Genomic DNA, 26,771 nt, shown 5'->3' on the forward strand with positions numbered 1-26,771 from the left:
ATTAATTTATGAATAAGCTAAAGGCTTTACTTTTCAGGTCAGATTTTACCAAAAATGTTGCGGTAATGATGTCTGGTAATGGTTTAGCCATTATCTTTCCATTTTTGATGGCACCGCTTATTTCACGGATTTATACACCAGATGATTTTGCCGGCTTTGAGCTTTTTATCAAAATAGCAGCCTTAATAGCAGTGGTCTCTGCCTTGCGTTTTGAAATCGCCATACTTTTACCACGAAAACAGGCTGAGGCTGATGCTATTTTCAAATTATCCATTAAGCTACTTCTTTTCATATCAGTTTTATCAGCGGTAATTATATGGCCGTGGCGGGAGGAAATTGCTGCGGCTCTCTCAAATTCAGATCTCGCCAATTTACTTTGGTTTGCGCCCTTAGCCGTTTTCTTTATTGGAGGACAGAATGTATTGACACAATATGTAATTCGACTTCAAAAGTTTAAAGAAATAGCTTCTAACAAGGTTCTTAGCTCAATTTCTAATAGTGGAACATCATATATACTGGGACTTTCTGCGCCTATAGCCGGTAGTTTGGTGTTTGGGCAAATTGCAGGAAATGCCATTCCGGCAATTGCATTCTTAAGATTGAAGCCGATAAGAACCGCGCTGGCAGGTACTTTCACGTCTGATTATTCGGCAAAATATCTTTTTAAAAAATATCGTGACTTTCCGGTTGTTAATTCTGCGCACGCTTTTTTTGACGAAAGTCAGAAGGCACTACTATTGTTTATCATATCAGCTTATTATGGGGAGATAGTACTCGGTTTATTTGCCTTTGCTTGGCGATATCTCCGCGTACCACTTCAAGTTTTTGGACACTCCTTATCGCAAGTGCTCAATGAAAAATGGGCGCGTGATTTAAATAATGGAATTGTATTAAAAAAATCTTTGCTTCGCACAAGCTTGGGATTATTTGCTATTGGATTAATCCCTTTTTCTGTATTGTTCTTTTTTGGGGAACCTATTTTTACTTTCGTTTTTGGTAAAGATTGGACTATGGCAGGAACTTATGCCGCATATATGGCTCCTTGGTTACTTATTCATTTCGTTATTAGTCCAGTGTCATTTATGCCAGTGCTCTATTTGCGTCAAAAAACAAATTTTGTTTTTGCCGTAGCAGGAAACACCGTCATACTAATCACAGTAGCAGCAATGAGTTATTTTGAGTATGATTTTAAATCTGTTCTTGCGGCATTAGTAAGTTTAAACACCTTACTAATGATTTTTGTATTATTTTGGTACTTTACGCTTTCGCGAAATTTGAGACCCGATCACGGCTCGGATTTGGATGCCTAGTAGAGACAACATTTTTATGAGCTGAATACTAAAAACTGTATGTTTTCAAAAATTTATAGACGTATTAAAATCGAGCTGGCGCGACGAGTAGGTCCTGTTATGGTAAATGGATATAAAAATCCAAATGGTGAAATAGTTAAGCATACTCGATATGGCTCTACAACATATTTTCAAGGAGTTGAAAATACCAAAATTGGCGACCATGTTTATATAGCACAGCATTGCTTCATTGATGGATCACGAGGCCTTAAAATTGACGAAGGCTGTCAAATTTGCTCATTCGTTTCTATACTCACTCACAGTAGTCATCTTTCTATAAGGCTATACGGTAGTGAATACAAGGGTAGCGATATGAAAGGCTATGTGGTAGGCGCTACAGAGATTGGGGCTTATACTTTTGTAGGGCCTTATGTTACCATCATGCCAGGCTCAACTATTGGAAAAGGGAGCATTATATCTGCCTATGCCTATGTAAAGGGCACTTTTCAAGATTATGCAATCATAGCTGGAAATCCTGCAAAAGTGGTTGGTGATACACGTGAACTAGATGCACCTTATTTAGAAAAACATCCCGAATTGCTAACCTATTATAATAATTGGTCACATGGTTAAAATTTTTTATTCGGTTTATCTTTGGCGTTTAAATTAGCTGACTATTGTTAGAGAAAGCAAATTCATATAAGTTATTAGTTGTTGCTCCCTCTGGAGCACATTTGCGTAATTTTCTTCATCGTATAGAAAGCGCGAATACCCAAATCCATATTATTACAAGTAAGCCATTAATTTTTGAAACCAAACATCCTGTAACTTTCGTTGATTTTACTTTAAAAAATCCACTTAACATATCACCAACTCTTGAAGCAATTAGAAAGGTCTATCAAGAATTCTTGCCAGATATTGTCCATGTACATCAATTAAATTCGGTAGCATTCTACACGGTTAAGGCATTGCGAAAGTATAAGGTTCATTTAATTGCAACAGCTTGGGGTTCAGATGTTTTAACGCTTCCGCAAAAAGGTGTGCTGTATAAAGCTATGGTTAAGTATTCACTCAAACATGCTACGGCCTTTACGTCTGACTCTGCTTTTATGGCGAAACGAATGCGTGAATTAGTGCCTAAGCGAAAGCTCGATATTACAATTTGCAATTTTGGCGTATCAGAACCTGTTTATTCCCTTCCTAAAGAAGACATTATTTACGCCAATAGATTGCACAAGCCACTTTACAGAGTCGATAAAATTATTGCCGCATTTAAGAAGTTTCTAGACTCGGGGAGTGACAATTGGCAATTGGTTGTGGCTGCCACGGGTACAGAAACAGAGAAGCTTAAAGCGTTGACGAATCAACTCAAAATAGCAGATAGCGTAAGTTTTGTAGGTTGGCTCGAAAACGATGACAATATGAAGTGGTATGCCAAGGCAAAAGTCTGGGCGTCTATACCATCTTCAGATGCCACCGCAATTTCGCTGCTTGAAGCGATGTATAATGGTTGTTTTCCGGTAGTAGCAGATCTTCCTGCCTCGCACGAATGGATTGTAGATGGAGAAAATGGTAGAATCGTGAAAGATGTTGACTCCTCTTTTTTTGAAGAAATTGAAACTGTAGATTTTGACAGGGTTGCAAAGCGCAATAAATCTATAATTGAACAAGAAGCAACTTACGCTATTAGCGAAAAGAAATTTCAAGACTTACACCGCCGATTACTGGAATCAGAATGACAAGAATCTGCCACGTTACATCCATTCATAAGGGGTACGACACGCGTATATTTTTAAAAGAATGCCGATCACTAGCGAAGGCAGGATATGATGTAAAGTTGGTAGCACCGCACCCCAAAGCCGAATGGGTAGATGGGGTAGATATTGTTGCTGTAAATAGAAAGGGCAAAGGGCGTTTATCGCGCGTACTGTTTTTTGTGTGGCGGGTTTTCTATGTGGCTCTAAAAACAAAATCAGACATTTATCATTTCCACGATCCCGAATTGGTACCGGCAGGTATAATTTTGCGATTGATGGGCAAAAAGGTAATTTTCGATATTCATGAAAATATTGCCCGACAAATAAAGTCTAAGTCTTACCTTCCTTTCAGATTAAAGATATCGAAACTTTATGGGGTAGTAGATTGGATTTCTGCAAAATGCTTTTTTATTATTTTGGCGGAATATTCTTACGAGAAAATTTATAGTAAATGGACTAAGAATTATGAAATTGTATTGAATATGCCCGATTTTGATTTTTTAATGCCATTTCAAAATACAGAAAGGATTTATAACCAAACCATAGAATTGTACTATGTGGGCGGAATTACATTTGTACGCGGTATCGAAACAGTAGTAATTGCCATCAATGAATTGAAGAGCCGCGGTTTCAATGTGATTTTTCATTGCGTGGGTCCCTATGAAGAATCGGTAATGGAAAAAATAAAAGCTATTCCCGAATTCGAACAAGTGAAGAATGATATTCATTTCTACGGTGCAAAGCGATTGGATCTGGCGCTTGAAATGTCTAAAAAATGCCATATCGGACTTTCGATTTTGCTCCCCATTGAAAATTATTTAGAATCTTATTCTACTAAGATTTTCGAATACATGGCTATTGGCTTGCCTGTTATTACTTCTAATTTTGAGCTGTATCGAAAGGTAATCGAAAAGCATGAATGTGGATTTTGTGTGGATCCGAATGATCCGGTTCTGCTTGCCGATAAGATTGAATATTTTGCAACGCATAATAATGCCATTTCTGAAATGGGAAAAAATGGTATTGCTGCAGCCAAAGCACATTATAATTGGAAGCATGAGGAAGAAAAATTGCTTAATCTATATTCCAAGGTTTTATTTCAGTAAGCACATTACACTTTAAGGATTGAGTGTAGATTTATGAGAAGGTTTAAAATTTAATAACCAATCGGAAGAACCACAAAACTGTCCTGCTTTTATCTAGAGTATAAAATGCTGATTTGCATCTAAAAAACCAAAATACTTTTTTAGACTTTTCCGATCTAAAGGAATATTGATAATCTGACTTGAAATTTTGGTAGCTACTGGAAAGTCTTCACAATTCAATCCCCAGAGATTGAAATTTGCAGTAACCGGATGTAAAGGTGACACAAACCAATCGCCCATAGGTAATCCCGCATTTTCGGCTAAATTCATAAATTCAGCTCTATTGGTTACAAGAATTGGATAAATCAAAAAAGAATGATTTGCTTGTAAGTCAGAAGAGACATAAGTTTTGCCATGGCTTTTTAAGAAGGCTGAAATCGCTAAGGCATTCGCTTTCCTTCGTTTTAGCACAACAGCTAGTCGTTTTAGAGATCTTATTCCTTCCCGATGTTGGGTATTACAGCCTTTTTTCAAAAACGCTTCAGGAATTTCGGGAGCTTCTATTTCTTCAGGAGAGGAAGATCCAACTACAATTTTCCAAGCGGTAAGTTGTCTATAAAGCTTAAGCAGTAACCAATAGGAAATATCATTGAGAAAGTAGCGCCGAGCTTTGATTAATGCGTTCAGCATGTGCTTTTCTCTTGTGGTAGGAGTAATTGCTGATCGCTCTAATTCCTGTATTTCAGGCAAATATTTTAAGTTGTTTACCCGCAAGATTCCACCGATGCCCGTAGAGAATGGTTTATTCCATTGGGTAGAATAGAAGGCGAAATCTGCATAAGATCCATTAGACTTTCCATCATGCATTCCACCAAAGCCATGGGTGCAATCTTCAATACAAATTATTCCATTTTCGGCACAGTATTCTGAAATGCGCTTTACACTACTGCTAAGCCCATAAGTATTTTGGGTAATAATAACCTTTGTTTTATCGGTTACCTTCTCTTCTATATCTTCAAATGAGGCGTTGAAACTATGTCTCTCAATATCTACATAAATTGGCGCAGCACCGGTATAAATAATGCTATTGGGAACTACTACACAAGTAAATGCCTGTACAATTACCTCATCTCCTTTTCGCACTCCGCAAGCTTTAAGAGCAGTGTACAACCCAACCCTTCCTTTCCAAAATAAAAAAAGTTGATTGCTATCACATCCAAGAAATGAAGCAATTTCGTTTTTATATGTATTTTCTGTTTCCAACTTTTATGCCCGTAGGTATTTTAATGAAAATAGGCCACTTAACGAACCCAAGCCATAAGAAATGTGCAAAACCATAAATGCGAGAAGAGAATATCCAATTGAAGTTCGGGAATTATCTTTAAAGATTTTTATAGATTGGCTCAATATCACAGCGCCATATAACCCAAAAGAGATTAGCGCAAGGATCGAAAGCTGTGGCAAGATTAGCGCCGCTAGCAAAGGTAATAATATGCTTAATAGAAAAATCAATGGTATAAAATGCCGTAAGCTAAGTGATGAAAACCTCTTAGTAATATACACAGTTTTTATGTTCCAGTTGCCGTTTCTATAATTGTTTTGAAATAATTTACTAAAGGTCTCTCTTGCGTAATAATAGCATCTCGGTGTTGGTAACAGCAAAATCTTGTAACCCATTGCTAAAATTCTTTTCGACATTTCTATGTCGTGGTTTCGAATAAGGCGGGTATCATAACCGTTTATAGATTTGAGCAAGTTTGTTTTATATATGCCAAATGGAACTGTATCAACATAAGTCGGTATTTTAACTCCCACTCTGAACATTGAATTCCCTACTCCAAATTTATTCGACAATACATGCATGATAGAAAGCGATTTAGGTGTTTCCGTCAAAACCTTGGTTTCCATCATTCCACCAATTATGTCTGCTTCGTATTTTTCTTCATCAAACAATTGTGTGATTAAGCTAATATAATCAGAATCAAAGCTTGAGTGAGCACTAGCTATTAAAGTGTAATCGCCCTTTGCATGCGCAATACCTAAATTTAAAGCAAAGGGAGTCTTTTTTTTGTGATTGTCTATTATTCGTATTTTTCCTGGATGAGTAGCTTGTTTCTTGGCTATTTCGGCTCGCGTGCTATCTGTGCTCATTCCGTCAATAATCAGAATTTCCAAATTCAGACCATCTGGTTCCTTAAAAAAGGAATCAATACACTGCCCAATGTACTTTTCTTCATTAAAGCAAGGGATTATTACACTCACATTTACAGCCATCCAGTTTGGTGTTTTACAGAACATTGCGTTTCTGCAATTATAAAATGCTCAAGAATCTCCTGCATTTTTAAATGGTCTCTTGTTTTGATTTCTTTTTGAATAAGTATGGTCGAACTTTTCATTCTATAACGGAAATTATCTCCTTGAGAAAAGAATATGGATTAAATCAACCAATACCTTTGTGCAAATATAGCCTCGATAAAATGAAAATTAAAAAGGGATTTTTTCAGTACGACTATGCCCGTTGTGTAATCGAAGGTTTAAAAATGGCTTAATGAAAGGCGAAGCAAGTTTTGTCCATTAAAATTATGATCTTTGCTTTTCAAAATGAAATGTAAATAAATTGAACGTATCAAGCGACGTTTCAAAATTTTCGGAAGCAGACGCAAACCTTTTTGCCAATGCCAGTTGGGCTGCCATGTATGGTGAAGGCATAATGCCAATAGCCATTGGCAACGATGCTGAAACAAAAGCCATTCTCAATTTATTTGTCTATAAAAAAATCGGCAAATCTGTTTTAATTAATCCTCCTTTTTCGCCTAATTGCGGGTTGAGTATTGCTCAAAATTCATCAAAACGTTTTACTGTCAATTCTGATATTAAGCGAGTTATGCGCACACTTACCGAATATCTCAACAGCAATTTTGCAAATGCGTATATCGACATTGCATTTCCACCTGAAGTAAAAGATATTCAGCCGTTTTTGCAAGCGGGTTTTAAACCGGAAATAGCCTATACATACCAGTTAAATCTATCTCCAAGCGATAAAGAAATCCTATCAGCCTTTTCATCAGAACGTCGCAAAAATGTGCGCGATGCCGAAAAAAACAATCTTCAGGCAGTGCTAAATTCCAATCCCGACGAAGTGGTAGCCTTGGTGAGCGATACGCTGCAACGGTCTGGATTAAAGTACGATTGTGAGGTGTTGCGCAGAATGATAAATACAGATTGGACTTTTACTATTTCAATTCGCGATGCATCGCAACTGCTAGCTACAGCTGTAATTGCTTATAACAATAATTGCGCTTATTACATTGCAGGTGGTTCTATAAAAAACTTAAGCAATAATGGGGCAGGAGCATCGGCTTTGTGGGAAGCTATTAAAGAATCTAAAAAATTAAATATTCCCAAGTTTGATTTTTGCGGTTCGTCAGTGCCCGCAATTGAAAGTTTTTTTCGCGGATTTGGTGGTGAGTTAACCCCATTTTTTCGTGTTAAGAATAACTTTATGTTCTTTGATTTGCTGAAATCATCCAAAGAAAAAATCGCTTCGCATTGAATTTAATCCATAAAATAGAATGGTCAAATTGGAGAGAATTCGCTTTTCCGTCATCAGTGGTCTTGCTGGCATTCTTTATTCCCTTAATCAAATATGGAATTCAAATTCCGATTTTGCTTTTCATTTTATCCTGGTTTTTTTATCCAAAAGTTCCATTTAAAAAGGTGTGGTGGCCTTTTTTGGTTTTTGGCGGATTCTATATTTTTCATCTCATTGGCATGTTTTATACCGAGCATGTAAATTTGGGAATAAACGATCTTACAGAAAAATTGAGCTTGCTGCTCTTTCCGTTTTTCTTTGCTACGGCCAAGCCCATGAATAAAAAGTTTAAGCGATATGCCATAATTACATTTGCCATTGGTCTTGCTTTTTCTGTCGTTCTTTCATTTATTATTTCAGGATTTTCCTATGCTAACAGTGGTAATATTCGGGATTTTTATATGTCAGAATTCTCACCGATTTTTCACCCTTCTTATATTGCCATGTTTATAAATATGGCAATTGCCATTCTTTTAACGGTTATTACCACACTAAAATTCAGTAAAATACAACTCGTTTTGCTTTGGGTTTTAATTTTCTTTCTATCGCTTGCATTGGTTTTTCCTACCAGTAAAATGGGGTTTATTATTTTTGTCTTTCTCATAGGTTACTTTTTATTTAAATGGGCTACACAAAAGGTTTTTTTCAAATTGAATTCGCTATTACTTTTGCTGGTGGGTATTACAACTTTGGTATTTATTAAATTTAATCCTGTGGCTCAAAGTCGGGTTAATAGTGCTGTAGAGTTTGCTGATGGAGAAATGAAACCGAATGAAAGCCATCAAATGGAGAGCAACGCCGCACGTATTTATGCATGGAAAGCAACGCTTAACGAAATTAAAAAACATCCTTTCGGCGTAGGAACAGGCGATATAAATACCGTTTTAGAAAACCACTTTCGTGAAAACGGACTTGAAGAGCTGGCAGACAAAGGCCTCAATCCGCACAATCAGTATTTACAATCAGCAATGGCAATTGGAATTCCGGCTCTACTTTGGTTTCTTTTTTCATTGCTTTACCCTTTCGGGAAAATAATAAGAACTAAAGATTGGCTATACGCCTTCTTTTTGTGCAGTTTAGCACTAAATCTTTTGGTAGAGTCCATGCTCGAGAAGCAGAGCGGAATCGTTTTCTTTTCTTTTTTTAATGCGCTCTTTTTCTTTAGCGCTAGTTTAATTTCAAAAAATACAGATAATTCAAAAATGAATTTTGAGAAATGAAAATCCTAACTATTGTTGGCGCGAGACCCCAATTTGTTAAAGCAGCTGTTTTTAGCCGCGAAGTGGCTAATCATGCTGATATCGAAGAAGTAATTGTTCATACCGGTCAGCACTTTGATGCGAATATGAGCGCTGTTTTCTTTGACGATATGAGTATTCCGAAGCCAAAATATAATCTCAATATCAATAGTTTAGGTCATGGCGCAATGACCGGCAAAATGCTGGAAGGGATTGAGGAGCTGATCTTAAAAGAAAAACCCGATCTGCTGCTGGTTTATGGCGATACCAATTCAACTCTGGCAGGTGCACTTGCGGCTCGAAAACTTCATGTGAAGGTTGGCCACGTAGAAGCCGGCCTTAGAAGTTTTAATATGGAAATGCCTGAAGAAGTAAATAGAATTCTAACGGATAGGATTTCAGATGTACTTTTTTGCCCAACAGATTCAGCGATAGCTAATTTAAAAACGGAAGGATATGATAATTTTGATATTTCTGTGGTGAAATCAGGTGATGTAATGCAAGATGCAGCTTTGTTTTACGCCCAGTTTTCTGCCGAGAAATCGAAGATGGCTGAGGTAATGCCTAAAGGTGATTTTGTACTCTGTACCCTACACCGCGCCGAAAATACTGACGATGAAGACAGGCTGAGTGAAATTGTAAACGGACTCAATACCATTCACGAATCTATGCCAATTGTGCTGCCGCTACATCCGCGAACCAAAAAGCTTCTCGAAAAATTTGGCCTAAAACTAAATGTGCAAATAATCGATCCTGTGGGCTATTTTGACATGATAGAACTGCTCAAAAACTGCAAATTGGTGATGACAGATAGCGGAGGATTGCAGAAGGAAGCTTTTTTCTTCAAGAAAAACTGTGTTACCATGCGCGATCAAACAGAATGGGTTGAGTTGATAGACCACGGTTTTAATACACTCGCTTCCGCGAAAGCGAACGACATAGTAGAAAAACACAGAATAATGAGCCGGAAACAGAATGATTTCAATATAGATTTATATGGCGGGGGCAATGCTGCAACCAATATTCTAAAAGAAATAAGACGAATTTTTTCAATGTAAAGTCCGGCGAAGTTCTCACTTTGGTTTTCTTAACTTTGGCATAAATTAAAATGAATTAATGATTCCATTTTCACCACCTCGTATTGATCAGGCTATTATAGATGCAGTAACAGATACGCTGCTTTCCGGATGGATTACAACCGGGCCGAAAACCAAAAAGTTTGAGAAAGACATTACTGCTTATACAGATGCCAAAATTACTGCCTGTTTTAATTCGGCAACTGCAGGTATGGAGCTCATGTTGAGGTGGTATGGAATAGGTATTGGCGATGAAGTCATTTTGCCCGCTTATACCTATTGCGCTACAGCAAATGTGGTGTTGCATTGCGGTGCCACACCTGTAATGGTCGATACGTTGCCTGATGGCTTTAACCTCGATCCCCAAAAAGTACGGCAAGCTGTATCGGAGCGCACAAAAGCGATTGTACCGGTAGATATTGCCGGAACTCCATGCGATTACGACGGATTGTGGGCAATACTTAACGACGCAAAAGTGAAAGCACTTTTTCATCCCAAAACTGAAGCACAACAAAAACTGGGGCGCATACTCCTTATGGCAGATTCGGCACACGGGTTTGGCGCCAGATACAAAGGAAAAATGCTGGGGTCGATTGCCGATGTTACCGCATTTTCGTTTCACGCAGTTAAAAATCTCACTACAGCCGAGGGTGGAGCGGTTTGCTTAAACCTTCCGGAAAATTTTGATCACGACGAAATTTATAAAACCCTCACCATTATGAGCTTGCACGGTCAGAGTAAAGATGCCCTCGCCAAAACTCAAAAAGGTGCCTGGCGATATGATGTACTTTTTCCGGGGTATAAATGCAATATGACTGATATTCAGGCGGCAATTGGCTTGGTAGAATTAGGCAGATATAATTCTGAAACCACTCCGCGCAGGCGTGAATTATGCGCTTTGTATCAGCGGGGCCTGGAGAAGTTTGATTGGGCTATTTTACCCGAATTTTCTTTTGATGACGATACGGAAAGCTCGTATCATCTATATCAATTGCGCATTGCAGGAGCCACGGAAAGCCAGCGAGATGCGATTATTCAAAAAATTGCAGATAGCGATATTGCGGTTAATGTGCACTTTTTGCCATTGCCCATGCTTACTGCTTACCGTAATTTGGGCTATATGATGAGCGACTATCCCAATGCCCAAAAGCAATACGAAAATGAAATCAGCCTGCCCCTTTTCTACAATCTAAAAGATGTGGAAGTGGTAGAAGTGGTTAATGCGGTGAGCAATGCAGTAGCCGAAGTATTAAAACTTGAACATGCTCAGAAGCCTCTTCGATAAAATAGCTGCATTGCTTGGCTTGCTCGTATTGAGTCCGTTTTTAATAATCATCGCGCTTGCTATTTCAATCGATTCTCGTGGCGGAGTATTCTTTGTGCAAACCAGAGTGGGTAAAGATTTCAAACCTTTTGGTCTTTTCAAGTTTCGTACCATGCGTCCATTTGCCGAAAAGGAAGGAAAACTTACTATCGGCAATAACGATCCGCGCATTACAACGGTTGGCGCAATTTTACGGAAGGTTAAACTCGACGAATTGCCACAGCTTTTTAATGTGCTAAATGGCACCATGAATCTTGTTGGCCCCCGACCGGAAGTACTTGAATACGTGGAGCACTACAGCGAAGAACAGCGGAAAGTATTAACGGTTAAGCCTGGAATAACAGATTATGCTTCTCTGTTGTATTTTAATGAAAATGAAATGCTTGCCCAAAGCGAAAATCCCAAAGAAACTTATTTGAACGTGATAATGCCCGCCAAGCTAAAGCTCAATTTGGAGTATATTGAAAAGAGAAGTTTCAGTGAAGATTTGAAGATTATTTTTAGGACTGTAATTCGGATCTTCCTGATCTGCTGAAAAACGGATTAACAAAATAGGCGGTTTGTTGCAACATTGTTGGAGCAACTATGTAAAACCAATTCATTGTTTACATTTAACGAAACTTTATGTATCTTTGAATCAGACTTGATTTGACCAATCATGATAAAACGATTTGAAACAATGTTGTTGGCTGAAGCATTTGATTTCATTCAAAAACAAAACCAGAAGACTAGGAATAAGATTTTCCAAAATATTAGACGTGCCGAGCGAAGCTCTGATCCTAAATTTTTCAAAAAGCTTACAAATGATATTTGGGAGTTCCGAACTTTATTTTCGGGAATTCAATATAGGCTTTTGGCATTTTGGGACAAGGAAAATAAGGAAGAAACGCTAGTTTTTGCGACACATGGAGTTTAAGAAAACAAGCAGAGTGGACAAAAAGGAGATTGAAAAAGCTGAAAAAATTAGAGCCGATTACTTTAAAAACAAAAAGAAATGAAAACTTACTCATTAGATGAAGCTGAAGACCTTTTAGTAGGAAAAAAAGGTACTAAAGAAAGAGACGAATATGAATTTGAGCTAAAACTTGAACTTATCGGCGATATAATTAAAACTGCCAGAATAAAAAGAAACCTCACTCAAGAGCAATTAGGTGAGCTGGTGGGCGTTAAAAAAGCTCAAATATCCAGACTTGAAAATAGCACAGGAAACGTGACTTTTGAAACTGTGATTCGGATTTTAGACGCTTTGGGTGCGAGATTAAGTCTAAATCTTCAAATGTAATTCAAGATAGTCGTCTACAGCTTCTTTAAACGCTGTTTTCAATTCGTTCGCGGTAGTCCCTTCAAAAAGTTACTAAGTCATTTATCCCTTCAATTTTCCCGTAGAAGACATCGTCGTCTGCAGAAAACTTAACCGTGCCGATAAAGTTTTTGTATTTTAGTTTGTCTGGCATAAGAAGTTTTTAGATTATATCGACGATACATCTAAAAATAAAAGGGCTAAAAAAAATATCGCTATTCCATCGAAAATTCTATGTAATGAAGGTGATTGGATGAACATCATCATGCAAAATAAAAGGCCATTATGCGTTTTACGGTTCCAGATTGGTAAAAAGAAGATTCTTATATAGTCTTCACTTTTTCAATTAAATTTCACAACCGCTTCGAGTAGCTTCTTCAGCTCCTCCACCTTTTCTGGATAGCCCAGCCTGTCATAAGAAAAAACCAAATTATTAATCAATCGAATAATAATTGTGCGGTTGTCGCATGCTTGATAATATTCGGGTTTTGGGTCGAGTTTAATCTGTTCTAAATACGTCGTTATTTCACTTTTGTGCACAATAGTGCCGCTGCTAAAAGCATTGAGGTAAAAAAGCACATCAGTCCGGTCGGCTTCCGGATTCGTATGGTTCTCAATAAAATGGATAATATTATTTGGATCTACATATGCCAGCAAAAAGTGATTTGGCAAGTTTACACCGTAAACCGGAACACCCAAAGATTCGGCTATTACCATATAGATAATGCTCAAAGAAAGCGGATTTCCTTTTTTTGATTCCAGAACGGTATTGATATACGAATTCTGGGCAGCGTGAAAATTCTTTTTATTACCTCTAAATCCATGCACATCATAAATAATGTGGTTCATTACCTTCACTTTTTCAAGGGCGGTAAGTTCGTCATTGAGTTCCAGCCACACGTCTTGCCTTACTTTCATCAGGTTGGCCTTTACCTCCGTTTCATCTAAATCAGGATACTGATAATGCGACACGAGCAGGGCGCCTTCAAAAAGGTCAAGTCCTCCATCGCGCGACCAGCGCTCAAGCGACTTATAAACTGAATCGAACTGGATAATATGGATAATATCTTCTATGCGCTGTTGAAATTCATGACCAAAAGAATTTAGCTCCCAAATATTTTCGAGTTGCGGAATGATTGTTTCGCCGTAAGACACGATACGTTCCCTCACATGAGCGTAAACAATCTCATCCGGATCGTCAATAAGATTTATTAGCGCATCTATTTCCTTAATATCCATAGGTGTTGTGCAAATAGAATAAAGTTAAATTCTATTGGCTAAAAATAAATGACAGAGCTCCCGAAAATGTGGGGAACTGTTCATTTTATTATCAATGGACTGTTAATGGGTGGTAAATGCTTCCAGAACCTTGTCAATAAGCTGATCTATAGCAGGTTGATAATCTTTTAAAAACTCATTGCGCAATCTGTTTGCAATCACGGCGCAAACGGTGGTGCACTCATGCCCCAGCGCAGAGCCAAGGCCAAAAAGTGCCGAACTTTCCATCTCGTAATTCGCCATGGCCAAATCGTTATACGTAAAGTTTGACATAGCATCATTTAGGTTTTGCATTGCGAGCGGCAATCTGAGCTGACGACCTTGAGGGCCATAAAAACCACAAGCGGTAGCCGTAATACCTTGAAAAAATCCTTCCTGAAAGTAAGCACTTAGGGTAGCGCTACCGCGAATGGCGTATGGACGAAGTCCGTCGATATTCCAGTTTACATGTTCCATAAACTTGCGGGTCAATTCCAATTCATCTTCTTCGTACGCGCACCCGTAAAAATGCATCACGCCATCCAGACCAATCGCGTAATTACTTTGAATAAAACTTCCTACAGGAATATCGCGACTTAGTGCACCACAAGTTCCGAGTCGAATGATTTTGAGCGGATTCAGCTTGCCTTTTGCCATCCGTGTCGTCAAGTCAATATTGCGCAAGGCGTCAAGCTCATTCATTACGATATCAATATTGTCAACCCCAATTCCTGTACTGAGTACTGTAATTCGCTCATTTCCAATATATCCGGTATGCGTTACGAATTCGCGTTTTGAAACCTTGTGCTCAACGGAGTCAAATTTATTCGAGATTTTTGCTACTCGGCCGGGATCACCAACCACAATTATCTTGTCAGCTATTTCTTCAGGTTGAAGCCCTAAATGATAAACGGCGCCAGCGCTGTCCAAAACCAGCTCAGACGGTGGCATGGCACTTCGTAGGTTTATGTTACATTCTTTCACGAGGGCAAGATAGGAAAGAAAAGGTTTTTATGAGAAATTTAATGCTTTTCCATTTTCCCAAAAGTCGTATCCAGTAGAGCGGTAAGCTTTGAAATAGCACCCGCAACTGATTGATCAATTGTGTTGTCAAAACTTGTTACAGCAACAGGTCTCAGGTCTGCAACCCGCGCCTCAAGCATACATCGTTTATCGTTTTCTCCAAATTTGCTCCCGTTTTCATCAGAAATATGAACTTCCAAACGGGTAATCTTGTCGCCGTATTTTTTTAATGAGTGGGTTAATCTTTCGCTTATTTTTTCCTGAAACTCTTCGCTCCCGGTAATGTTATTGTCTGTATTAAATTGAATTGTCATGATAATTTTGAATAAATGTAAAATGGATAAATTTCAAAGGGATGTATAAATCTTAACTCCTTAAGCTTCGTTATTAAACGTGGCCCAGTTATTTTAACCTTTGAATCATTGAAAAGTTTAGAGACAATCAAGTTCTAAAGTTTTCAAAAGAATATTTCAGGGGCTTGCCAGCATTATTTTGCCGCTTCCGATCCAAATACCTTTTTCAACAAATCGGTAACACGCGCAGCAGGGTTTTCTCTTATTTGCTTCTCTTCGTCCGCAATGAGTTTGAAGAGTCCGTCAATCGACCGGTTTGTCACATATTCAGTGAGGTCCGGGTCAATTGTTTCGCCACCGGTTAACTGGGTAGCTGAATTGTATGCGTTCGCCAGCGGATTCCAGTATTTGGTAAGCTCTACCTGATTCACTGCCTGGCTCACTTTGGGTTCAAATTTATTGAATAGTTCTGCGCTGGTTTTGCGTCGCAAGTATTCGGTGGCGGCATTGTCGCCACCTTTCAACAATCCAAAAGCGTCTTCTACGGTCATAGATGTTATAGCATTTACGAATATTGGCTTTGCTTCTTTTACTGCTTGCTCTGCAGCTCTGTTGAGGGTTTCTTCAAACTTGTTAACCTGACTGGTAAGACCCAATTTTAAGGCAGTTTCCTTCACTTTTTCTGCCTCTTCGGGAAATGGAATGAAAAGTCTTGGGTTTTTATAAAATCCGTCTTTAACGCCCGAAAAGTCTACAGCATAATCTGTTCCTTTCACCAGAGCCTCCTTGAGTCCGGAAGCAACCTCGCTTGTGGTAAGCGAGCCGCCTTCCCCATATAAAACTTCATTAGCTCCTTCAAGGGTACGTTGTATTTCCTGTTGTGAACAACCCATCAATAATATTGCTAAGAGTGGAATAAATTTGCGCATCAGTCGTGGTTTTAAAAATTCACAGCAAAAGTAAGACCAAAAATCGGAAAACTTGTTCTTGGTGATTTTAAACTATGATATTGAATTAATGATGCTTTTTTGTCATTAATGAGGTACATTTAGGGAAGAAAAAGTCACCAATCACCTTACGACCAATGGGAGTGCGTGTGATGGGAGTCCGAAGTGAGCCCATAGGTGACATCAAAACCCACTACTCACTACGCAATAAGCTCTGCCCAATATTCTATGCTCAATACCCAATACCCAATACTCAATACCCAATACTCAATACCCAATACTCAATACCCAATACCCAATACCCAATACTCAATACCCAATACTCAATACCCAATACCCAATACCCAATACCTAATACCCAATACTCAATACTCAATACCCAATACTCAATACCCAATACTCAATACCCAATACCCAATACCCAATACTCAATACCCAATACTCAATACCCAATACTCAATACCCACTACACAATACTCAATACCAATACTCAATACCCAATACTCAATACTCAATACCCAATACTCAATAACCAAGAACTAAAAACCAAAAACCAAAAACCAAACACTAAAAACATTTACCTTTGCGTGATGATAGCCGAAATTATTACCATTGGCGATGAAATTCTCATTGGCCAAACCATCGATACCAATTCTGCCTGGCTGGGTGAGCAGCTTTCTTTACAAGGCATCAGGCTTAATAGAATCGTTACGATCAGCGATGTGCCAGCCGAAATTATTCACGCAGTAGACGAATCTTTTTCACGAGCCGATTTAGTACTTATGACAGGCGGCTTAGGCCCAACGCAGGATGACGTAACTAAGGAAACTTTGGCGCAATATTTTGATACCACCCTCGAAATGCATCAAGAAGTACTTGAAGGAATAACAGCTTTCTTTACATCTCGCGGTCGCGAAATGCTGGAGGTAAACCGCAAGCAGGCGGAGCTGCCAAAAAATGCCGATATTTTGATGAACGCCCGTGGCACAGCAATGGGAATGTGGTTTGAAAAAAATGGAAAAGTTCTTATTTCTATGCCCGGAGTGCCTTATGAGATGAAAGGAATCATGCGCGATTTTGGTTTTGAAAAAATTAGAAACTTCTTTCACACCCAGCCCATTATTCACAAAACAGTTCTCACGCAAGGTATTGGCGAAAGTTTTCTGGCCGAGACAATTAGTGATTGGGAAACTGCCCTTAGAAATGAAGGCATGTTTCTGGCTTATTTGCCTTCACCCGGGATGGTTAAACTGCGCATTAGCGGATATGCCGAAAATGGGAATGCTGATAAAATTGAGAATAGAATTGATCATTATATTAAAGAGCTACGTCGTCGTGTTCCTGAATTTGCATTTGGCAGCGACCGTGAGACTATTGCAGAGGTAGTAGGAAATATGCTGCAAGAGCGTAAACAAACACTGGCGCTTGCCGAAAGCTGTACCGGCGGCTTTATCGCTCATCTTGTAACCTCTATTGCCGGTTCGTCCGCTCATTTTATGGGTGGAGTAGTTGCTTATAGTAATGAAGCGAAAATTAATTTACTCGAAGTTTCTCCCGATTCATTGGCATCAGAGGGTGCCGTGAGTGAAAAAGTAGTAAAAGAAATGGCAAATGGTGCACGTAAAAAATTTAATGCTACTTTTGCGGTCGCTACCTCGGGTGTTGCCGGCCCGGATGGCGGAACGGATGAAAAACCGGTTGGCACAGTGTGGATAGCACTTGCCGGACCAAAGAAAACCGTTGCTAAAAAAGTAATTTTCGGAAAAAGTCGCTCCAGAACTATCACAGTATCAGCACTTACCGCATTAAATTGGCTAAGAAATGAAATTTTTAAAAGTGAGCTTGAATAATCGAAATTAAATAACGATATTTGCCCCCACTTTTTGCGACCCTAATATAAGGATATATACAATGCCACGAATTTGTCAACTGACCGGAAAAAAAGCGATGGTAGGAAATAATGTTTCTTTCTCGAAAAGAAGAACGAAACGCAGATTCCTTCCTAACTTGATTAAAAAGAATTTTTACCTACCACACGAAGATAAGTGGGTAGCACTTACAATATCAACAAAAGCGTTGAGAACTGTAAACAAGATTGGAATTGAAAAAGCTCTGAAAAGAGCTAAAGAAAAAGGATTTTTTGCAGGGTAAACCCCATAAAGAATAAGTAAAATGGCAAAGAAAGGAAACCGCGTACAGGTAATAATGGAGTGCACCGAACACAAAGAGTCGGGTATGCCTGGTACATCGCGTTACATCACTACCAAAAACCGTAAAAACAGCCCAGACAGAATGGAGCTTAAGAAGTTTAATCCAATTCTTAAGAAGAAAACTGTTCACCGGGAGATTAAATAATTGAGTTATGGCTAAGAAAACAGTAGCAACACTACAAACAGGCTCTGGTAAAAATCACACCAAAGTGATTAAAATGGTGAAATCGCCTAAAACCGGTGCGTATAGTTTTAAAACAGAAATCGTTACTAACGATAAGGTAACTGACTTTTTCAAAGAAGGTAAGTAAGACCGATTCGTCTTTAAGATATCAGGCTTTTTCCGATCTTTGGGAAAAGCCTTTTTTCGTTTAACTGATACAAATGGGAATATTCAAAATTTTCTCCCGCGACAAAAAAGAAAAGCTCGACGAAGGTCTCGAGAAAACGAAGTCAAGCGTTTTCTCAAAACTAAGTAAAGCCGTTGCCGGAAAGTCAAAAGTCGATGACGAAGTGCTTGACAATCTTGAAGAAGTGCTTATTTCTTCAGATGTTGGTGTCAACACCACACTCAAAATTATTGAGCGAATAGAAGCGCGTGTGGCCAAAGACAAGTATCTCGGTACAGACGAACTAAACCGAATTCTCAAAGAAGAAATTACTGGTTTGCTCGATGAATCTAATTCAGGCGATGCCACCGAGTTTACTACTCCTGCAGATAAAAAACCGTACGTTATAATGGTTGTAGGGGTAAATGGTGTTGGCAAAACTACGACCATCGGAAAACTGGCATATCAGTTTAAGAAAGCAGGAAAAAGTGTTGTGCTTGGTGCAGCCGATACTTTTCGCGCAGCAGCCGTTGAGCAATTAAAAATCTGGGCGCAGCGAGTAGATGTGCCTATAGTGGAGCAGGGAATGAATGCCGATCCGGCATCAGTCGCCTTTGATACACTGCAAAGTGCGGTAAAACGAGGGGCAGATGTAGTACTAATTGATACCGCTGGCCGCCTGCATAATAAGGTAAATCTCATGAACGAGCTTACCAAGATTAAGCGGGTAATGGATAAAATTATCCCCGATGCACCGCACGAAGTACTGCTAGTGCTGGATGGTTCTACCGGTCAAAATGCAATTGAACAAGCTCGCCAGTTTACAAAGGCAACCGAAGTAACAGCGCTGGCGCTAACAAAAATAGACGGTACGGCTAAAGGCGGTGTCGTTATTGGAATTTCAGATGAATTTAAAATCCCCGTAAAATATATCGGGGTAGGTGAGGGAATGGAACACTTGCAGGTTTTTAACAGGCATGAGTTTGTTGATTCGCTTTTTAGCAATGATTAGAGGTGTATGAAGACCAAGACATTAAAGAAAAATAAAGTAAACGTTATAACACTGGGCTGCTCGAAGAATATTTTTGACAGTGAAGTGCTTATGGCGCAGCTTAAAGCGAATAAGTACGACGTGGTGCACGAAAATGACGATGGTGATTCTGCCATCGTAATTATCAATACCTGCGGATTTATTGATAATGCTAAGCAAGAAAGTATAGATACAATTATTCAATGGGCCGATGCCAAAGAGCGGGGTCAAGTTGACAAAGTTTACGTTACCGGATGTCTTTCGCAGCGCTATAAGCCGGAGTTGGAAAAAGAGATTCCAAATGTGGATGCTTACTTTGGTACCCGAGAATTACCACGTTTGCTAAAAACGCTCAAGGCAGATTACAAGCACGAATTGGTTGGCGAGCGATTGCTCACTACGCCAAATCATTTTGCTTATTTTAAAATAGCCGAAGGTTGTGATCGCCCGTGTTCTTTTTGCGCCATACCGCTTATGCGTGGAAAGCATATTTCCACACCGATAGAAGAATTGGTAAAACGCGCGAAGAGCCTTGCCGCTCAAGGAGTAAAAGAACTTATTCTCATTGCCCAAGATCTTACCTATTATGGGCTTGATCTATACAAAAAGCGGGAACTCGCTCGATTAGTTGATGAGCTATCGGCGGTAGAAGGAATTGAATGGATTCGTCTGCACTATGCATTCCCAAGTGGTTTCCCGATGGATGTGCTTGATGTGATGCGTGATACACCAAATGTGTGTAATTATCTCGATATTCCATTGCAACATGCTTCTACACGTATGCTTAAAGCGATGCGCCGAGGTATTACGCGCGAGAAAACTACTGCACTTATCCACGATATTCGAGAAAGAGTACCCGGTATTGCTGTTAGAACAACTTTAATTTCAGGCTATCCCGGCGAGAGCGAAGAAGATCATGCAGAAATGCTTGAATGGGTTGCCGAAATGAAATTTGATCGATTAGGTGTTTTTACTTATTCGCATGAAGAAGATACACATGCGCATAAATTTGAAGACGACGTTCCCGAAAAGGTGAAGCAACAACGTGCCGAAGAAATTATGGAATTACAATCTGGCATTTCTCATGATATAAACCTAACTAAGGTAGGCCTAACACTTCGGGTTATGATAGACCGTATAGAAGGTGATAGCTACGTTGGGCGCACCGAGGCTGATTCTCCTGAAGTTGATAATGAAGTAATTATTCCTAAAGCATCGGGCTACGCACGTGTAGGCGATTATGCTGAAGTGAAGATTACGGAGGCTGATCCATACGATTTGTTTGGGGAACTGGTTTAGGCGTTTATTGCAAGTTTTGAAATCTCGTTTTAATCCGAATTCCGAGATACGGCGCCGCTTTTGTGTTGAAAAATTAAATGCAGTTCTACTTTGGCTCAAATACCAAACTGAACGCAATGGATAATTGTGAGAGTTCCCGCAACAAGTTATAAGTGCATATTGTAGGATGATTCTATGGAGTAGATGTTTTCTGAGTGTTGAACAGAAATCCCGATCTAAAAAGACCGGGATTTAAAGAATACGTGATTTATGGGTTGAAAATTCTTCATTCCCTCACAATTTTCCCAGTTCGTATTATATCACCGGCCATAATTTGAATCAAATAAACACCACTTTCAAATTTGGACAAATCAATTTGCACAATAAAATCATTGGGGTAAGCTTGAACCAATTCTTTGCCTTGAAGATCAAAGATTTTTATTTCTTTAATAAGTTCTTTTTCTGATCTAACAGTTACCTGCCCTTGTGTTGGGTTTGGTGCAATTGAAAAGTTAAGATCATCATCTATTTCTTTTACGGAAAGGACGATTTGTTCTACCTCATCTAAAAGCGGGCCGCCGCCGTTTGTTGTTTTGTATATTCTGCCTCCAATACCTCCAACAGCATAACAAACTGAATCATTGGGACAATAGATTTGCTTAGTGCCATAGTAACCGGTCTCATCTAAACCTTGCTTATACCAAGAATTGCCTCCGTCCATAGACTTCATGAAGAATATATCTTCGTTTCCCTCCTCATAAATTGATCGGTAAACGGCATACATTACGTTCTCAGATGGCCAACTAACTCCGAAAATACGATTAAACTCTGGAAAATAAGTTATGATATAATTTTCTTGAATAACATCTCCAATAGTCAAAATCCCAAAACTAAATGTCTGAAAACCTAAAGTAAACCCATCATTACCTATAGCTGAAGAGAGGAATTTGTAATCTCTCGTTTTTAAGAAGGAATGTGATCCTTGATAATCTAATAGATACGAAAAAAAACTATCTCCTTCATCTTGAGACCATACTAGTACAGTTCCATCAAGCCCTATGAATGTAGAATTATCAATATCTCCATCTCTAGTTCCACCCATTGGAAAATTTTCCAGAATAGACCAAGTGACTCCTGCATCAATTGTTTTAGCAGACCAGCTTGGTACTGATATAATTCCTGTGTTATTATCGAAAAAGGAAATGGAATATGGTATAGATACAGCACTCGCAAGACCTTCGGCTATCCGTTCCCATGAATCGCCTCCGTTAATACTGCGCATTACAGATATTTGATTTTCATAGAAACAAGATATGTAACCAGTATCTGCCGAAGGAAAAAATATAGTTCTGAACTGATGATCAGAAAACCCAAGTGAATCCCAATCTGCACCACCATTTTGTGTTCTTAAAACATAACTATCCGTGCTGCTAATTCCTACAACAAAACCCGTGTCAGAATTTAAGAAATATACGTCTTGGTCGTTTGAATTTATTGATGCCTGATACGCTATCTCCCACTGCCCAAAACTAGCTAAAGGGCATATCATTATTGTGAAAACACAAATGAAGATTTTCATAGCTTTATAAATTTCTCGTTGAAAACATAATCTTCAGAAGAAATTTTAATTATAAATATTCCTGCAGATAATAGAGATGTATCGATATAAAACATTGAACTATTTGGGGTTAATGCCTGAACAAGTTTACCCGAAACATCAAATATTTCTATTTTCTGGATTGTTTTAGAAAAACTTACTGCTAGCTGATTACTTGACGGATTGGGCCATAGTTTAATCTTATATGCTGATTCTAAAAAATGCTTATTAGAAAGTGGTATATCAATTTCGGATACACCAAATATGACCCCTTGCGCACAAGGCGTTGTTTCAGAAATAATATATGGCTGGTAATAATCATTTATAACACTAGGATTGTAATCTACACCATCATAAGTATTAAGATCCATCTCGTTCAACCCATGATTACCTGTTCCAACTACCACAACCCGATCATTATTTTCAGAAATAGCTACTCCACCACAATAATCGTATTTGTTAGAGCCATGATACGTTGCCCAAATCAACTGCATATTTTGATTGAATGCTGCAATATAATTGTCGCCAAGATTAACATTTGGTTCGTTTGCACTTATTGTTAAATTGTCTTTTACATAAAATCCGTCAGGTTGATTCGTTGGCAACGGCATACCAAATTGATTCTGACTGTAGCCACTTCTCGAATAAGTAGTGAGATAAAGAATACCCGAATTTGATACCGCAAGTTTCACTCTCATATAATCTAGGGGTTCACCAACTACAATTGGAAAAGCCCCGTCAATATTGCTACCCCCAATGTAGGAGCTAAAGAGAAAATCAGCTGCTGCGCTGCTTAGATTTATTTTTACTAAGAAATCACTATAACCATTACTATTAGGAGATATTGAGTTGATTAAAGGCATATTATCAACACAAGTGTAATCAGGAATTTCGGCTCTTGTATTTCCGGCAAAGTAAATATTGTCGTTATCATCGACCACAATTGAATTTCCGGCTTCGGGGCAATGGCCTCCAAAATAGGAAGAAAATTGTAGCTGACCATTTGCATCAAATTTATTTACAAACGCATCCAATTTCCCTGTTGAATATAAGGAGGTTGTGGTAGGTAATCCGGGATCGGTATTCATTACCGGCATATTGTCTGATTTTGTGCCACCGGTAGTATAAACATTATTGTCGCTATCAATATCTAAGCTCATGATAACTTCACCATCCCATGGATTTGACCATTCCAAATTCTTGTTAACGTTATATTTAAGAAATAATCCTGAACCTGAAAAGTAGTTTGAAGCACCTGACTTCGGAACAATTGTCGTATTGGTATTCCTGGATCCAACAGCATAAATATTTCCGAGGTTATCTACTTCAATATCTCTTAAGGTTTCATCACCATCATTGCCGTAATATGTTGACCAGTGTAATGTACCATTCAGATCAAATTGAGCAATAAAACCATCGAGACATAAACCACTTGAACAATTGTTGGTTGGATCTACATCCGCATTTCCACCGCTATTTGCAATTGTCATATCAACAGAATTGGTGTAACCGCAGATGTACACATCGTTTAAAACTGCATCTTGTACAAATCGTCTTAACGCAATTGCTTTTACATTGTCGTTACCTGCATATCCATTTGCATTTTCGCTTCCACCAAAATACGACGACCATTGAGGAACTATATCGGCATTCAATTTTAAAAGTATAACATCCAATCCACCGGAATAATCTGCTAATACTTGCTGACCGATCAATACTGGAAAGTTACCTGCTTTAGTTCCTCCACATATATAAATTTGACCATTACTATCTGTAACCACATCATTAAAATGGCTTTCGGACCCTGATCCATAATGGCTATTCCACAACATATTCCCAATAGAAGCAACCCCACCTGTTCCTTGCACCACTCCCTTATCAATCTCAATAACCAAGGTGTTATTAGCATTAAATGAACCAATACCAAGCGATGCATCGCTTCCGCTTACACTAAAAGTGGGTTGCCAGCTTTTATCTATACGCGTACCGCTACTATTTACTTCGTAGGCTTCGCCTTTTGGCATAATTACGAAGCCAATGCTTGAGGTTAGAACGAGTTCTCCGGAGGAGTTTACAGAAACAGAACTTGCGCCTTCGTATTTCCAACCCAAATCGGCAGTGCTAAATCCCGGTTTGCAAATGAGGTAATATTTTAAGCCTTTGTTATTGTGAGAAATCATCAGGTCAATGTTATCCCAAACATCGAGGCTAATCAGTTTTTTAAATGATTCAACGCGTTCTCGCTTGCCATCTGCCACGGTGGGCAGGTAGTAATTTTGGTAAAAATCCATTTTGTCGAGCGCGCGCATTTTCGGATTTTTTTTGCGTTCGTTAAATACCATGTCTATGCGGTGAAGGGTATCATTTGCAAGTGAATCGGCTACGTGAAATACATAGGACAGTTTATCGTCTTGCACATAGACTTTTGGATAATCTGCGCCACCTATAAATTTTATATCGCTAGCTTGTTGCCCATTCGTTTTAACAAGCTGTCCGTTGTTTTCCGTAAAGTAACCCGAGGATGGAATGTTTTCTTCATCGGGAGGATTTACAATATTTCGCTCTATATATTTTACGGAAGTATAGCGATAGATACCACCAATTTCGCTTTGACCGGCTACGATAACATCACCTGCATTATCAATGGCAATATCAAAGGGATTGTCGCGGCCATTGGTTACTCCGTTATAGGTTATATTCCAGAGTTCATTTCCACTAGTGCTGTATTTTATGGTATGAAAATCTTCATTGGCCGTATTTTCTGAAACTCCTGTAATTATAGGTTGATTTGAGGCGTCGAGTACAATAGCATTGGCAGTATCTGCGGCATTTGCCTTTCCATTATACGAGGCCGCCCACAGCTGACTGCCTGAAGAATTATATTTTAAGGTGGTATAATTTGTGCCATTATCTGCACTTTCTGAATATCCTGTAACATATACGTTTCCTGACGGGTCGACGGCGAGCGCATTGGCTATATCATTAAAACTTCCTGAACTATTGTAATTTACAGACCAGGTGATATTAAGCGCATTGTCAAGCTTAATGGTTCTAAAATCGTAGCCGGTATTGTTTAGCGCGCCACCGGTTACGTAGATATTGCCGGCCCCGTCTCTGGTAAGGTCTGTTATACGATCTATTCCATCGCCCGTTCCTCCTGAGGTGGTTTGATTTTGGAAGCTCCCTGTCGATGCATCGAGATTTACAATAGAATACTTCCAGCTATTTGGGTCGGTTTGAGTACCACCGGCGAGTGAAATTGAATTTCCCGAAGGATAAATCTTTGTAATTACATCGTTGTAGTCAACATTATTCCAGCTATAATTCCAGTTCATACTTCCGGAATGGGTGTACGATAAGGCAAGATAATCGGCTTGATTGGTCAGATTGTATGTGGCTCCGCCTACATAGATCCGATTGTTATCGCCGGTAATAGAAGTTGCCAGATTGTAAAGCGAGTTTGGGTATGTATATACATCATCCCATAGAAAAGTACCACTAGAACTGTATTTTAAAACCAGCACCTGATACCCGCTGTTGGAAGGATTGAATGTAGATCCTGCCAGATATACATTGTTATTATTGTCTATAAATAAATCGATTGCAGCATCGTCGTACCCGGCTACGTCGTAGGTTTCGGTCCACAATTCTTCTCCACGCGGGTTGTATTTGGTGAGAATAACATCGTAATCGCCAAGCGAAGAAAGGGTGGCTCCTGCCTGATATACGTTTTTATTGGCGTCTGTTTTTACAACTGATTTTAAAAAATAGCTTTGGGTGCCGCGTGTAGTCATCCAATCTTCAAAAACGGTTTGGGAATATGCAGAATTAACCCAGAAAAGCATAGTTAGAAGAGAGAGAGAGAGAGAGAGATGTTTTGCCTGGATTAGCAGAAATAATAGTAGAAAGTAGTTTCATAATAGGAAGGTTTAATTGATTAAGAGCCCTCAAGGTACGAAAATGAATTAAACTAAAAGGGGGTTAAAACACCCTTTTTGGTTGGGTGTTTTAACGGTATTCTTCCGAGCGCGTAGATTCCTTTTTAAATTAAGGTTGAATTAAAAGATCTCAAAGTTGCCTTTTATTATGGCGCGAGTAAGCAACCCCAAAGGATTTTAAACTCCAACTACTTTGAGGTCAACAATA

Annotated in this window: 25 protein-coding genes; 17 read left to right on the top strand and 8 right to left on the bottom strand. The window is 38.9% G+C overall.

The genetic code is table 11. The features are described from left to right. The first annotated feature begins 8 nt into the window (after positions 1-8). Genes G3O08_RS03430 through G3O08_RS03445 form a run of 4 tightly spaced genes read left to right on the top strand, consistent with a single transcriptional unit; the run spans position 9 to position 4,152 of the window. The gene (locus G3O08_RS03430) at positions 9-1,310 is read left to right on the top strand and encodes a lipopolysaccharide biosynthesis protein (RefSeq protein ID WP_163283279.1); all 1,302 of its coding nucleotides are present in this window, start codon (positions 9-11) and stop codon (positions 1,308-1,310) included. Between the two features lie 39 nt (positions 1,311-1,349). Then, positions 1,350-1,922 (top strand): acyltransferase, encoded by a 573-nt coding sequence (locus tag G3O08_RS03435; RefSeq protein ID WP_163283280.1) that lies wholly within the window; start codon positions 1,350-1,352, stop codon positions 1,920-1,922. A gap of 44 nt (positions 1,923-1,966) precedes the next feature. Further along, positions 1,967-3,028 (top strand): glycosyltransferase, encoded by a 1,062-nt coding sequence (locus G3O08_RS03440; protein WP_163283281.1) that lies wholly within the window; start codon positions 1,967-1,969, stop codon positions 3,026-3,028. Beyond that, a complete protein-coding gene (locus tag G3O08_RS03445; protein ID WP_163283282.1) occupies positions 3,025-4,152 on the top strand; it encodes a glycosyltransferase in 1,128 nt (375 codons plus the stop codon). The genes G3O08_RS03440 and G3O08_RS03445 overlap by 4 nt, the downstream gene beginning before the upstream one ends. A gap of 93 nt (positions 4,153-4,245) precedes the next feature. Here G3O08_RS03445 and G3O08_RS03450 read toward each other — a convergent pair whose 3' ends face one another. After that, positions 4,246-5,394 (bottom strand): DegT/DnrJ/EryC1/StrS family aminotransferase, encoded by a 1,149-nt coding sequence (locus tag G3O08_RS03450; RefSeq protein WP_163283283.1) that lies wholly within the window; start codon positions 5,392-5,394, stop codon positions 4,246-4,248. Between the two features lie 3 nt (positions 5,395-5,397). Then, the gene (locus tag G3O08_RS03455; protein ID WP_163283284.1) at positions 5,398-6,429 is read right to left on the bottom strand and encodes a glycosyltransferase family 2 protein; all 1,032 of its coding nucleotides are present in this window, start codon (positions 6,427-6,429) and stop codon (positions 5,398-5,400) included. A gap of 319 nt (positions 6,430-6,748) precedes the next feature. Here G3O08_RS03455 and G3O08_RS03460 point away from each other — a divergent pair, with 319 nt between their 5' ends. The 7 genes from G3O08_RS03460 (at position 6,749) to G3O08_RS03490 (ending at position 12,643) form a co-directional block, all read left to right on the top strand. Beyond that, positions 6,749-7,684: a hypothetical protein gene (locus tag G3O08_RS03460; protein WP_163283285.1), complete on the top strand. Its 936-nt coding sequence runs from the start codon at positions 6,749-6,751 to the stop codon at positions 7,682-7,684. Then, the gene (locus G3O08_RS03465) at positions 7,681-8,943 is read left to right on the top strand and encodes an O-antigen ligase family protein (RefSeq protein WP_163283286.1); all 1,263 of its coding nucleotides are present in this window, start codon (positions 7,681-7,683) and stop codon (positions 8,941-8,943) included. The genes G3O08_RS03460 and G3O08_RS03465 overlap by 4 nt, the downstream gene beginning before the upstream one ends. Continuing rightward, entirely contained in the window at positions 8,940-10,019 is a 1,080-nt protein-coding gene (gene wecB, locus G3O08_RS03470; protein ID WP_163283287.1) for a non-hydrolyzing UDP-N-acetylglucosamine 2-epimerase, read from the top strand. Before G3O08_RS03465 ends, wecB begins: the two co-directional genes overlap by 4 nt. A gap of 58 nt (positions 10,020-10,077) precedes the next feature. After that, positions 10,078-11,322, top strand: a complete 1,245-nt coding sequence (locus tag G3O08_RS03475; RefSeq protein ID WP_163283288.1) for a DegT/DnrJ/EryC1/StrS family aminotransferase — start codon at positions 10,078-10,080, stop codon at positions 11,320-11,322. After that, the gene (locus G3O08_RS03480; protein WP_163283289.1) at positions 11,300-11,896 is read left to right on the top strand and encodes a sugar transferase; all 597 of its coding nucleotides are present in this window, start codon (positions 11,300-11,302) and stop codon (positions 11,894-11,896) included. Before G3O08_RS03475 ends, G3O08_RS03480 begins: the two co-directional genes overlap by 23 nt. Positions 11,897-12,019: 123 nt before the next feature. Beyond that, positions 12,020-12,277, top strand: coding sequence for a type II toxin-antitoxin system RelE/ParE family toxin (locus G3O08_RS03485; protein WP_239540893.1), 258 nt, complete (start codon positions 12,020-12,022; stop codon positions 12,275-12,277). Between the two features lie 78 nt (positions 12,278-12,355). Then, positions 12,356-12,643 (top strand): helix-turn-helix domain-containing protein, encoded by a 288-nt coding sequence (locus G3O08_RS03490; protein WP_163283290.1) that lies wholly within the window; start codon positions 12,356-12,358, stop codon positions 12,641-12,643. A 360-nt stretch (positions 12,644-13,003) separates the two neighbouring features. On the opposite strand, the gene G3O08_RS03495 is transcribed toward G3O08_RS03490, so the two are convergent. From G3O08_RS03495 to G3O08_RS03510, 4 genes are all read right to left on the bottom strand, one after another. Next, complete coding sequence (locus G3O08_RS03495) at positions 13,004-13,900, bottom strand: transglutaminase-like domain-containing protein (protein ID WP_163283291.1); 897 nt, start codon at positions 13,898-13,900, stop codon at positions 13,004-13,006. Positions 13,901-14,002: 102 nt separating this feature from the next. After that, complete coding sequence (locus G3O08_RS03500) at positions 14,003-14,869, bottom strand: nucleoside phosphorylase (RefSeq protein ID WP_163283292.1); 867 nt, start codon at positions 14,867-14,869, stop codon at positions 14,003-14,005. A gap of 71 nt (positions 14,870-14,940) precedes the next feature. Continuing rightward, positions 14,941-15,255, bottom strand: a complete 315-nt coding sequence (locus tag G3O08_RS03505) for an HPF/RaiA family ribosome-associated protein (protein ID WP_163283293.1) — start codon at positions 15,253-15,255, stop codon at positions 14,941-14,943. 173 nt (positions 15,256-15,428) lie between these two features. Further along, positions 15,429-16,163, bottom strand: coding sequence for a DUF4197 domain-containing protein (locus G3O08_RS03510; protein WP_163283294.1), 735 nt, complete (start codon positions 16,161-16,163; stop codon positions 15,429-15,431). A 155-nt stretch (positions 16,164-16,318) separates the two neighbouring features. On the opposite strand from G3O08_RS03510, the gene G3O08_RS03515 reads away from it, so the two are divergent. The 6 genes from G3O08_RS03515 to rimO all read left to right on the top strand — a co-directional run bounded on the left by G3O08_RS03515 (position 16,319) and on the right by rimO (position 21,049). Next, the gene (locus G3O08_RS03515) at positions 16,319-18,031 is read left to right on the top strand and encodes a competence/damage-inducible protein A (RefSeq protein WP_239540896.1); all 1,713 of its coding nucleotides are present in this window, start codon (positions 16,319-16,321) and stop codon (positions 18,029-18,031) included. A 61-nt stretch (positions 18,032-18,092) separates the two neighbouring features. Beyond that, positions 18,093-18,332, top strand: a complete 240-nt coding sequence (rpmB, locus tag G3O08_RS03520) for a 50S ribosomal protein L28 (protein WP_163283295.1) — start codon at positions 18,093-18,095, stop codon at positions 18,330-18,332. A 21-nt stretch (positions 18,333-18,353) separates the two neighbouring features. Then, positions 18,354-18,536: a 50S ribosomal protein L33 gene (gene rpmG / locus G3O08_RS03525; protein ID WP_163283296.1), complete on the top strand. Its 183-nt coding sequence runs from the start codon at positions 18,354-18,356 to the stop codon at positions 18,534-18,536. 7 nt (positions 18,537-18,543) lie between these two features. Further along, the gene (locus G3O08_RS03530) at positions 18,544-18,702 is read left to right on the top strand and encodes a DUF4295 domain-containing protein (RefSeq protein WP_163283297.1); all 159 of its coding nucleotides are present in this window, start codon (positions 18,544-18,546) and stop codon (positions 18,700-18,702) included. 73 nt (positions 18,703-18,775) lie between these two features. After that, positions 18,776-19,732 carry a signal recognition particle-docking protein FtsY gene (gene ftsY / locus G3O08_RS03535; RefSeq protein ID WP_163283298.1) on the top strand — a complete coding sequence of 319 codons (957 nt, stop codon included), beginning with the start codon at positions 18,776-18,778 and terminating at the stop codon, positions 19,730-19,732. Positions 19,733-19,738: 6 nt separating this feature from the next. Continuing rightward, positions 19,739-21,049 carry a 30S ribosomal protein S12 methylthiotransferase RimO gene (gene rimO, locus G3O08_RS03540; protein ID WP_163283299.1) on the top strand — a complete coding sequence of 437 codons (1,311 nt, stop codon included), beginning with the start codon at positions 19,739-19,741 and terminating at the stop codon, positions 21,047-21,049. Between the two features lie 265 nt (positions 21,050-21,314). Here rimO and G3O08_RS03545 read toward each other — a convergent pair whose 3' ends face one another. After that, positions 21,315-22,607 carry a T9SS type A sorting domain-containing protein gene (locus G3O08_RS03545; RefSeq protein WP_163283300.1) on the bottom strand — a complete coding sequence of 431 codons (1,293 nt, stop codon included), beginning with the start codon at positions 22,605-22,607 and terminating at the stop codon, positions 21,315-21,317. Next, a complete protein-coding gene (locus G3O08_RS03550; protein ID WP_163283301.1) occupies positions 22,604-26,470 on the bottom strand; it encodes a DUF7948 domain-containing protein in 3,867 nt (1,288 codons plus the stop codon). Before G3O08_RS03550 ends, G3O08_RS03545 begins: the two co-directional genes overlap by 4 nt. Positions 26,471-26,771 lie beyond the last annotated feature (301 nt).

The sequence above is a fragment of the Cryomorpha ignava genome (assembly GCF_010686655.1).
Taxonomy (GTDB): Bacteria; Bacteroidota; Bacteroidia; order Flavobacteriales_D; family Cryomorphaceae; genus Cryomorpha; species Cryomorpha ignava.

Coding starts and splice junctions, on each gene's coding strand:
- G3O08_RS03430 (WP_163283279.1), top strand. CDS start 9: ATGAATAAGCTAAAGGCTTTACTTTTCAGGTCAGATTTTACCAAAAAT.
- G3O08_RS03435 (WP_163283280.1), top strand. CDS start 1,350: ATGTTTTCAAAAATTTATAGACGTATTAAAATCGAGCTGGCGCGACGA.
- G3O08_RS03445 (WP_163283282.1), top strand. CDS start 3,025: ATGACAAGAATCTGCCACGTTACATCCATTCATAAGGGGTACGACACG.
- G3O08_RS03455 (WP_163283284.1), bottom strand. CDS start 6,429: ATGTTCTGTAAAACACCAAACTGGATGGCTGTAAATGTGAGTGTAATA.
- wecB (WP_163283287.1), top strand. CDS start 8,940: ATGAAAATCCTAACTATTGTTGGCGCGAGACCCCAATTTGTTAAAGCA.
- G3O08_RS03475 (WP_163283288.1), top strand. CDS start 10,078: ATGATTCCATTTTCACCACCTCGTATTGATCAGGCTATTATAGATGCA.
- G3O08_RS03480 (WP_163283289.1), top strand. CDS start 11,300: ATGCTCAGAAGCCTCTTCGATAAAATAGCTGCATTGCTTGGCTTGCTC.
- G3O08_RS03485 (WP_239540893.1), top strand. CDS start 12,020: ATGATAAAACGATTTGAAACAATGTTGTTGGCTGAAGCATTTGATTTC.
- G3O08_RS03490 (WP_163283290.1), top strand. CDS start 12,356: ATGAAAACTTACTCATTAGATGAAGCTGAAGACCTTTTAGTAGGAAAA.
- G3O08_RS03495 (WP_163283291.1), bottom strand. CDS start 13,900: ATGGATATTAAGGAAATAGATGCGCTAATAAATCTTATTGACGATCCG.
- G3O08_RS03500 (WP_163283292.1), bottom strand. CDS start 14,869: ATGCCACCGTCTGAGCTGGTTTTGGACAGCGCTGGCGCCGTTTATCAT.
- G3O08_RS03505 (WP_163283293.1), bottom strand. CDS start 15,255: ATGACAATTCAATTTAATACAGACAATAACATTACCGGGAGCGAAGAG.
- G3O08_RS03510 (WP_163283294.1), bottom strand. CDS start 16,163: ATGCGCAAATTTATTCCACTCTTAGCAATATTATTGATGGGTTGTTCA.
- G3O08_RS03515 (WP_239540896.1), top strand. CDS start 16,319: ATGGGAGTGCGTGTGATGGGAGTCCGAAGTGAGCCCATAGGTGACATC.
- rpmB (WP_163283295.1), top strand. CDS start 18,093: ATGCCACGAATTTGTCAACTGACCGGAAAAAAAGCGATGGTAGGAAAT.
- rpmG (WP_163283296.1), top strand. CDS start 18,354: ATGGCAAAGAAAGGAAACCGCGTACAGGTAATAATGGAGTGCACCGAA.
- G3O08_RS03530 (WP_163283297.1), top strand. CDS start 18,544: ATGGCTAAGAAAACAGTAGCAACACTACAAACAGGCTCTGGTAAAAAT.
- ftsY (WP_163283298.1), top strand. CDS start 18,776: ATGGGAATATTCAAAATTTTCTCCCGCGACAAAAAAGAAAAGCTCGAC.
- rimO (WP_163283299.1), top strand. CDS start 19,739: ATGAAGACCAAGACATTAAAGAAAAATAAAGTAAACGTTATAACACTG.
- G3O08_RS03545 (WP_163283300.1), bottom strand. CDS start 22,607: ATGAAAATCTTCATTTGTGTTTTCACAATAATGATATGCCCTTTAGCT.
- G3O08_RS03550 (WP_163283301.1), bottom strand. CDS start 26,470: ATGCTTTTCTGGGTTAATTCTGCATATTCCCAAACCGTTTTTGAAGAT.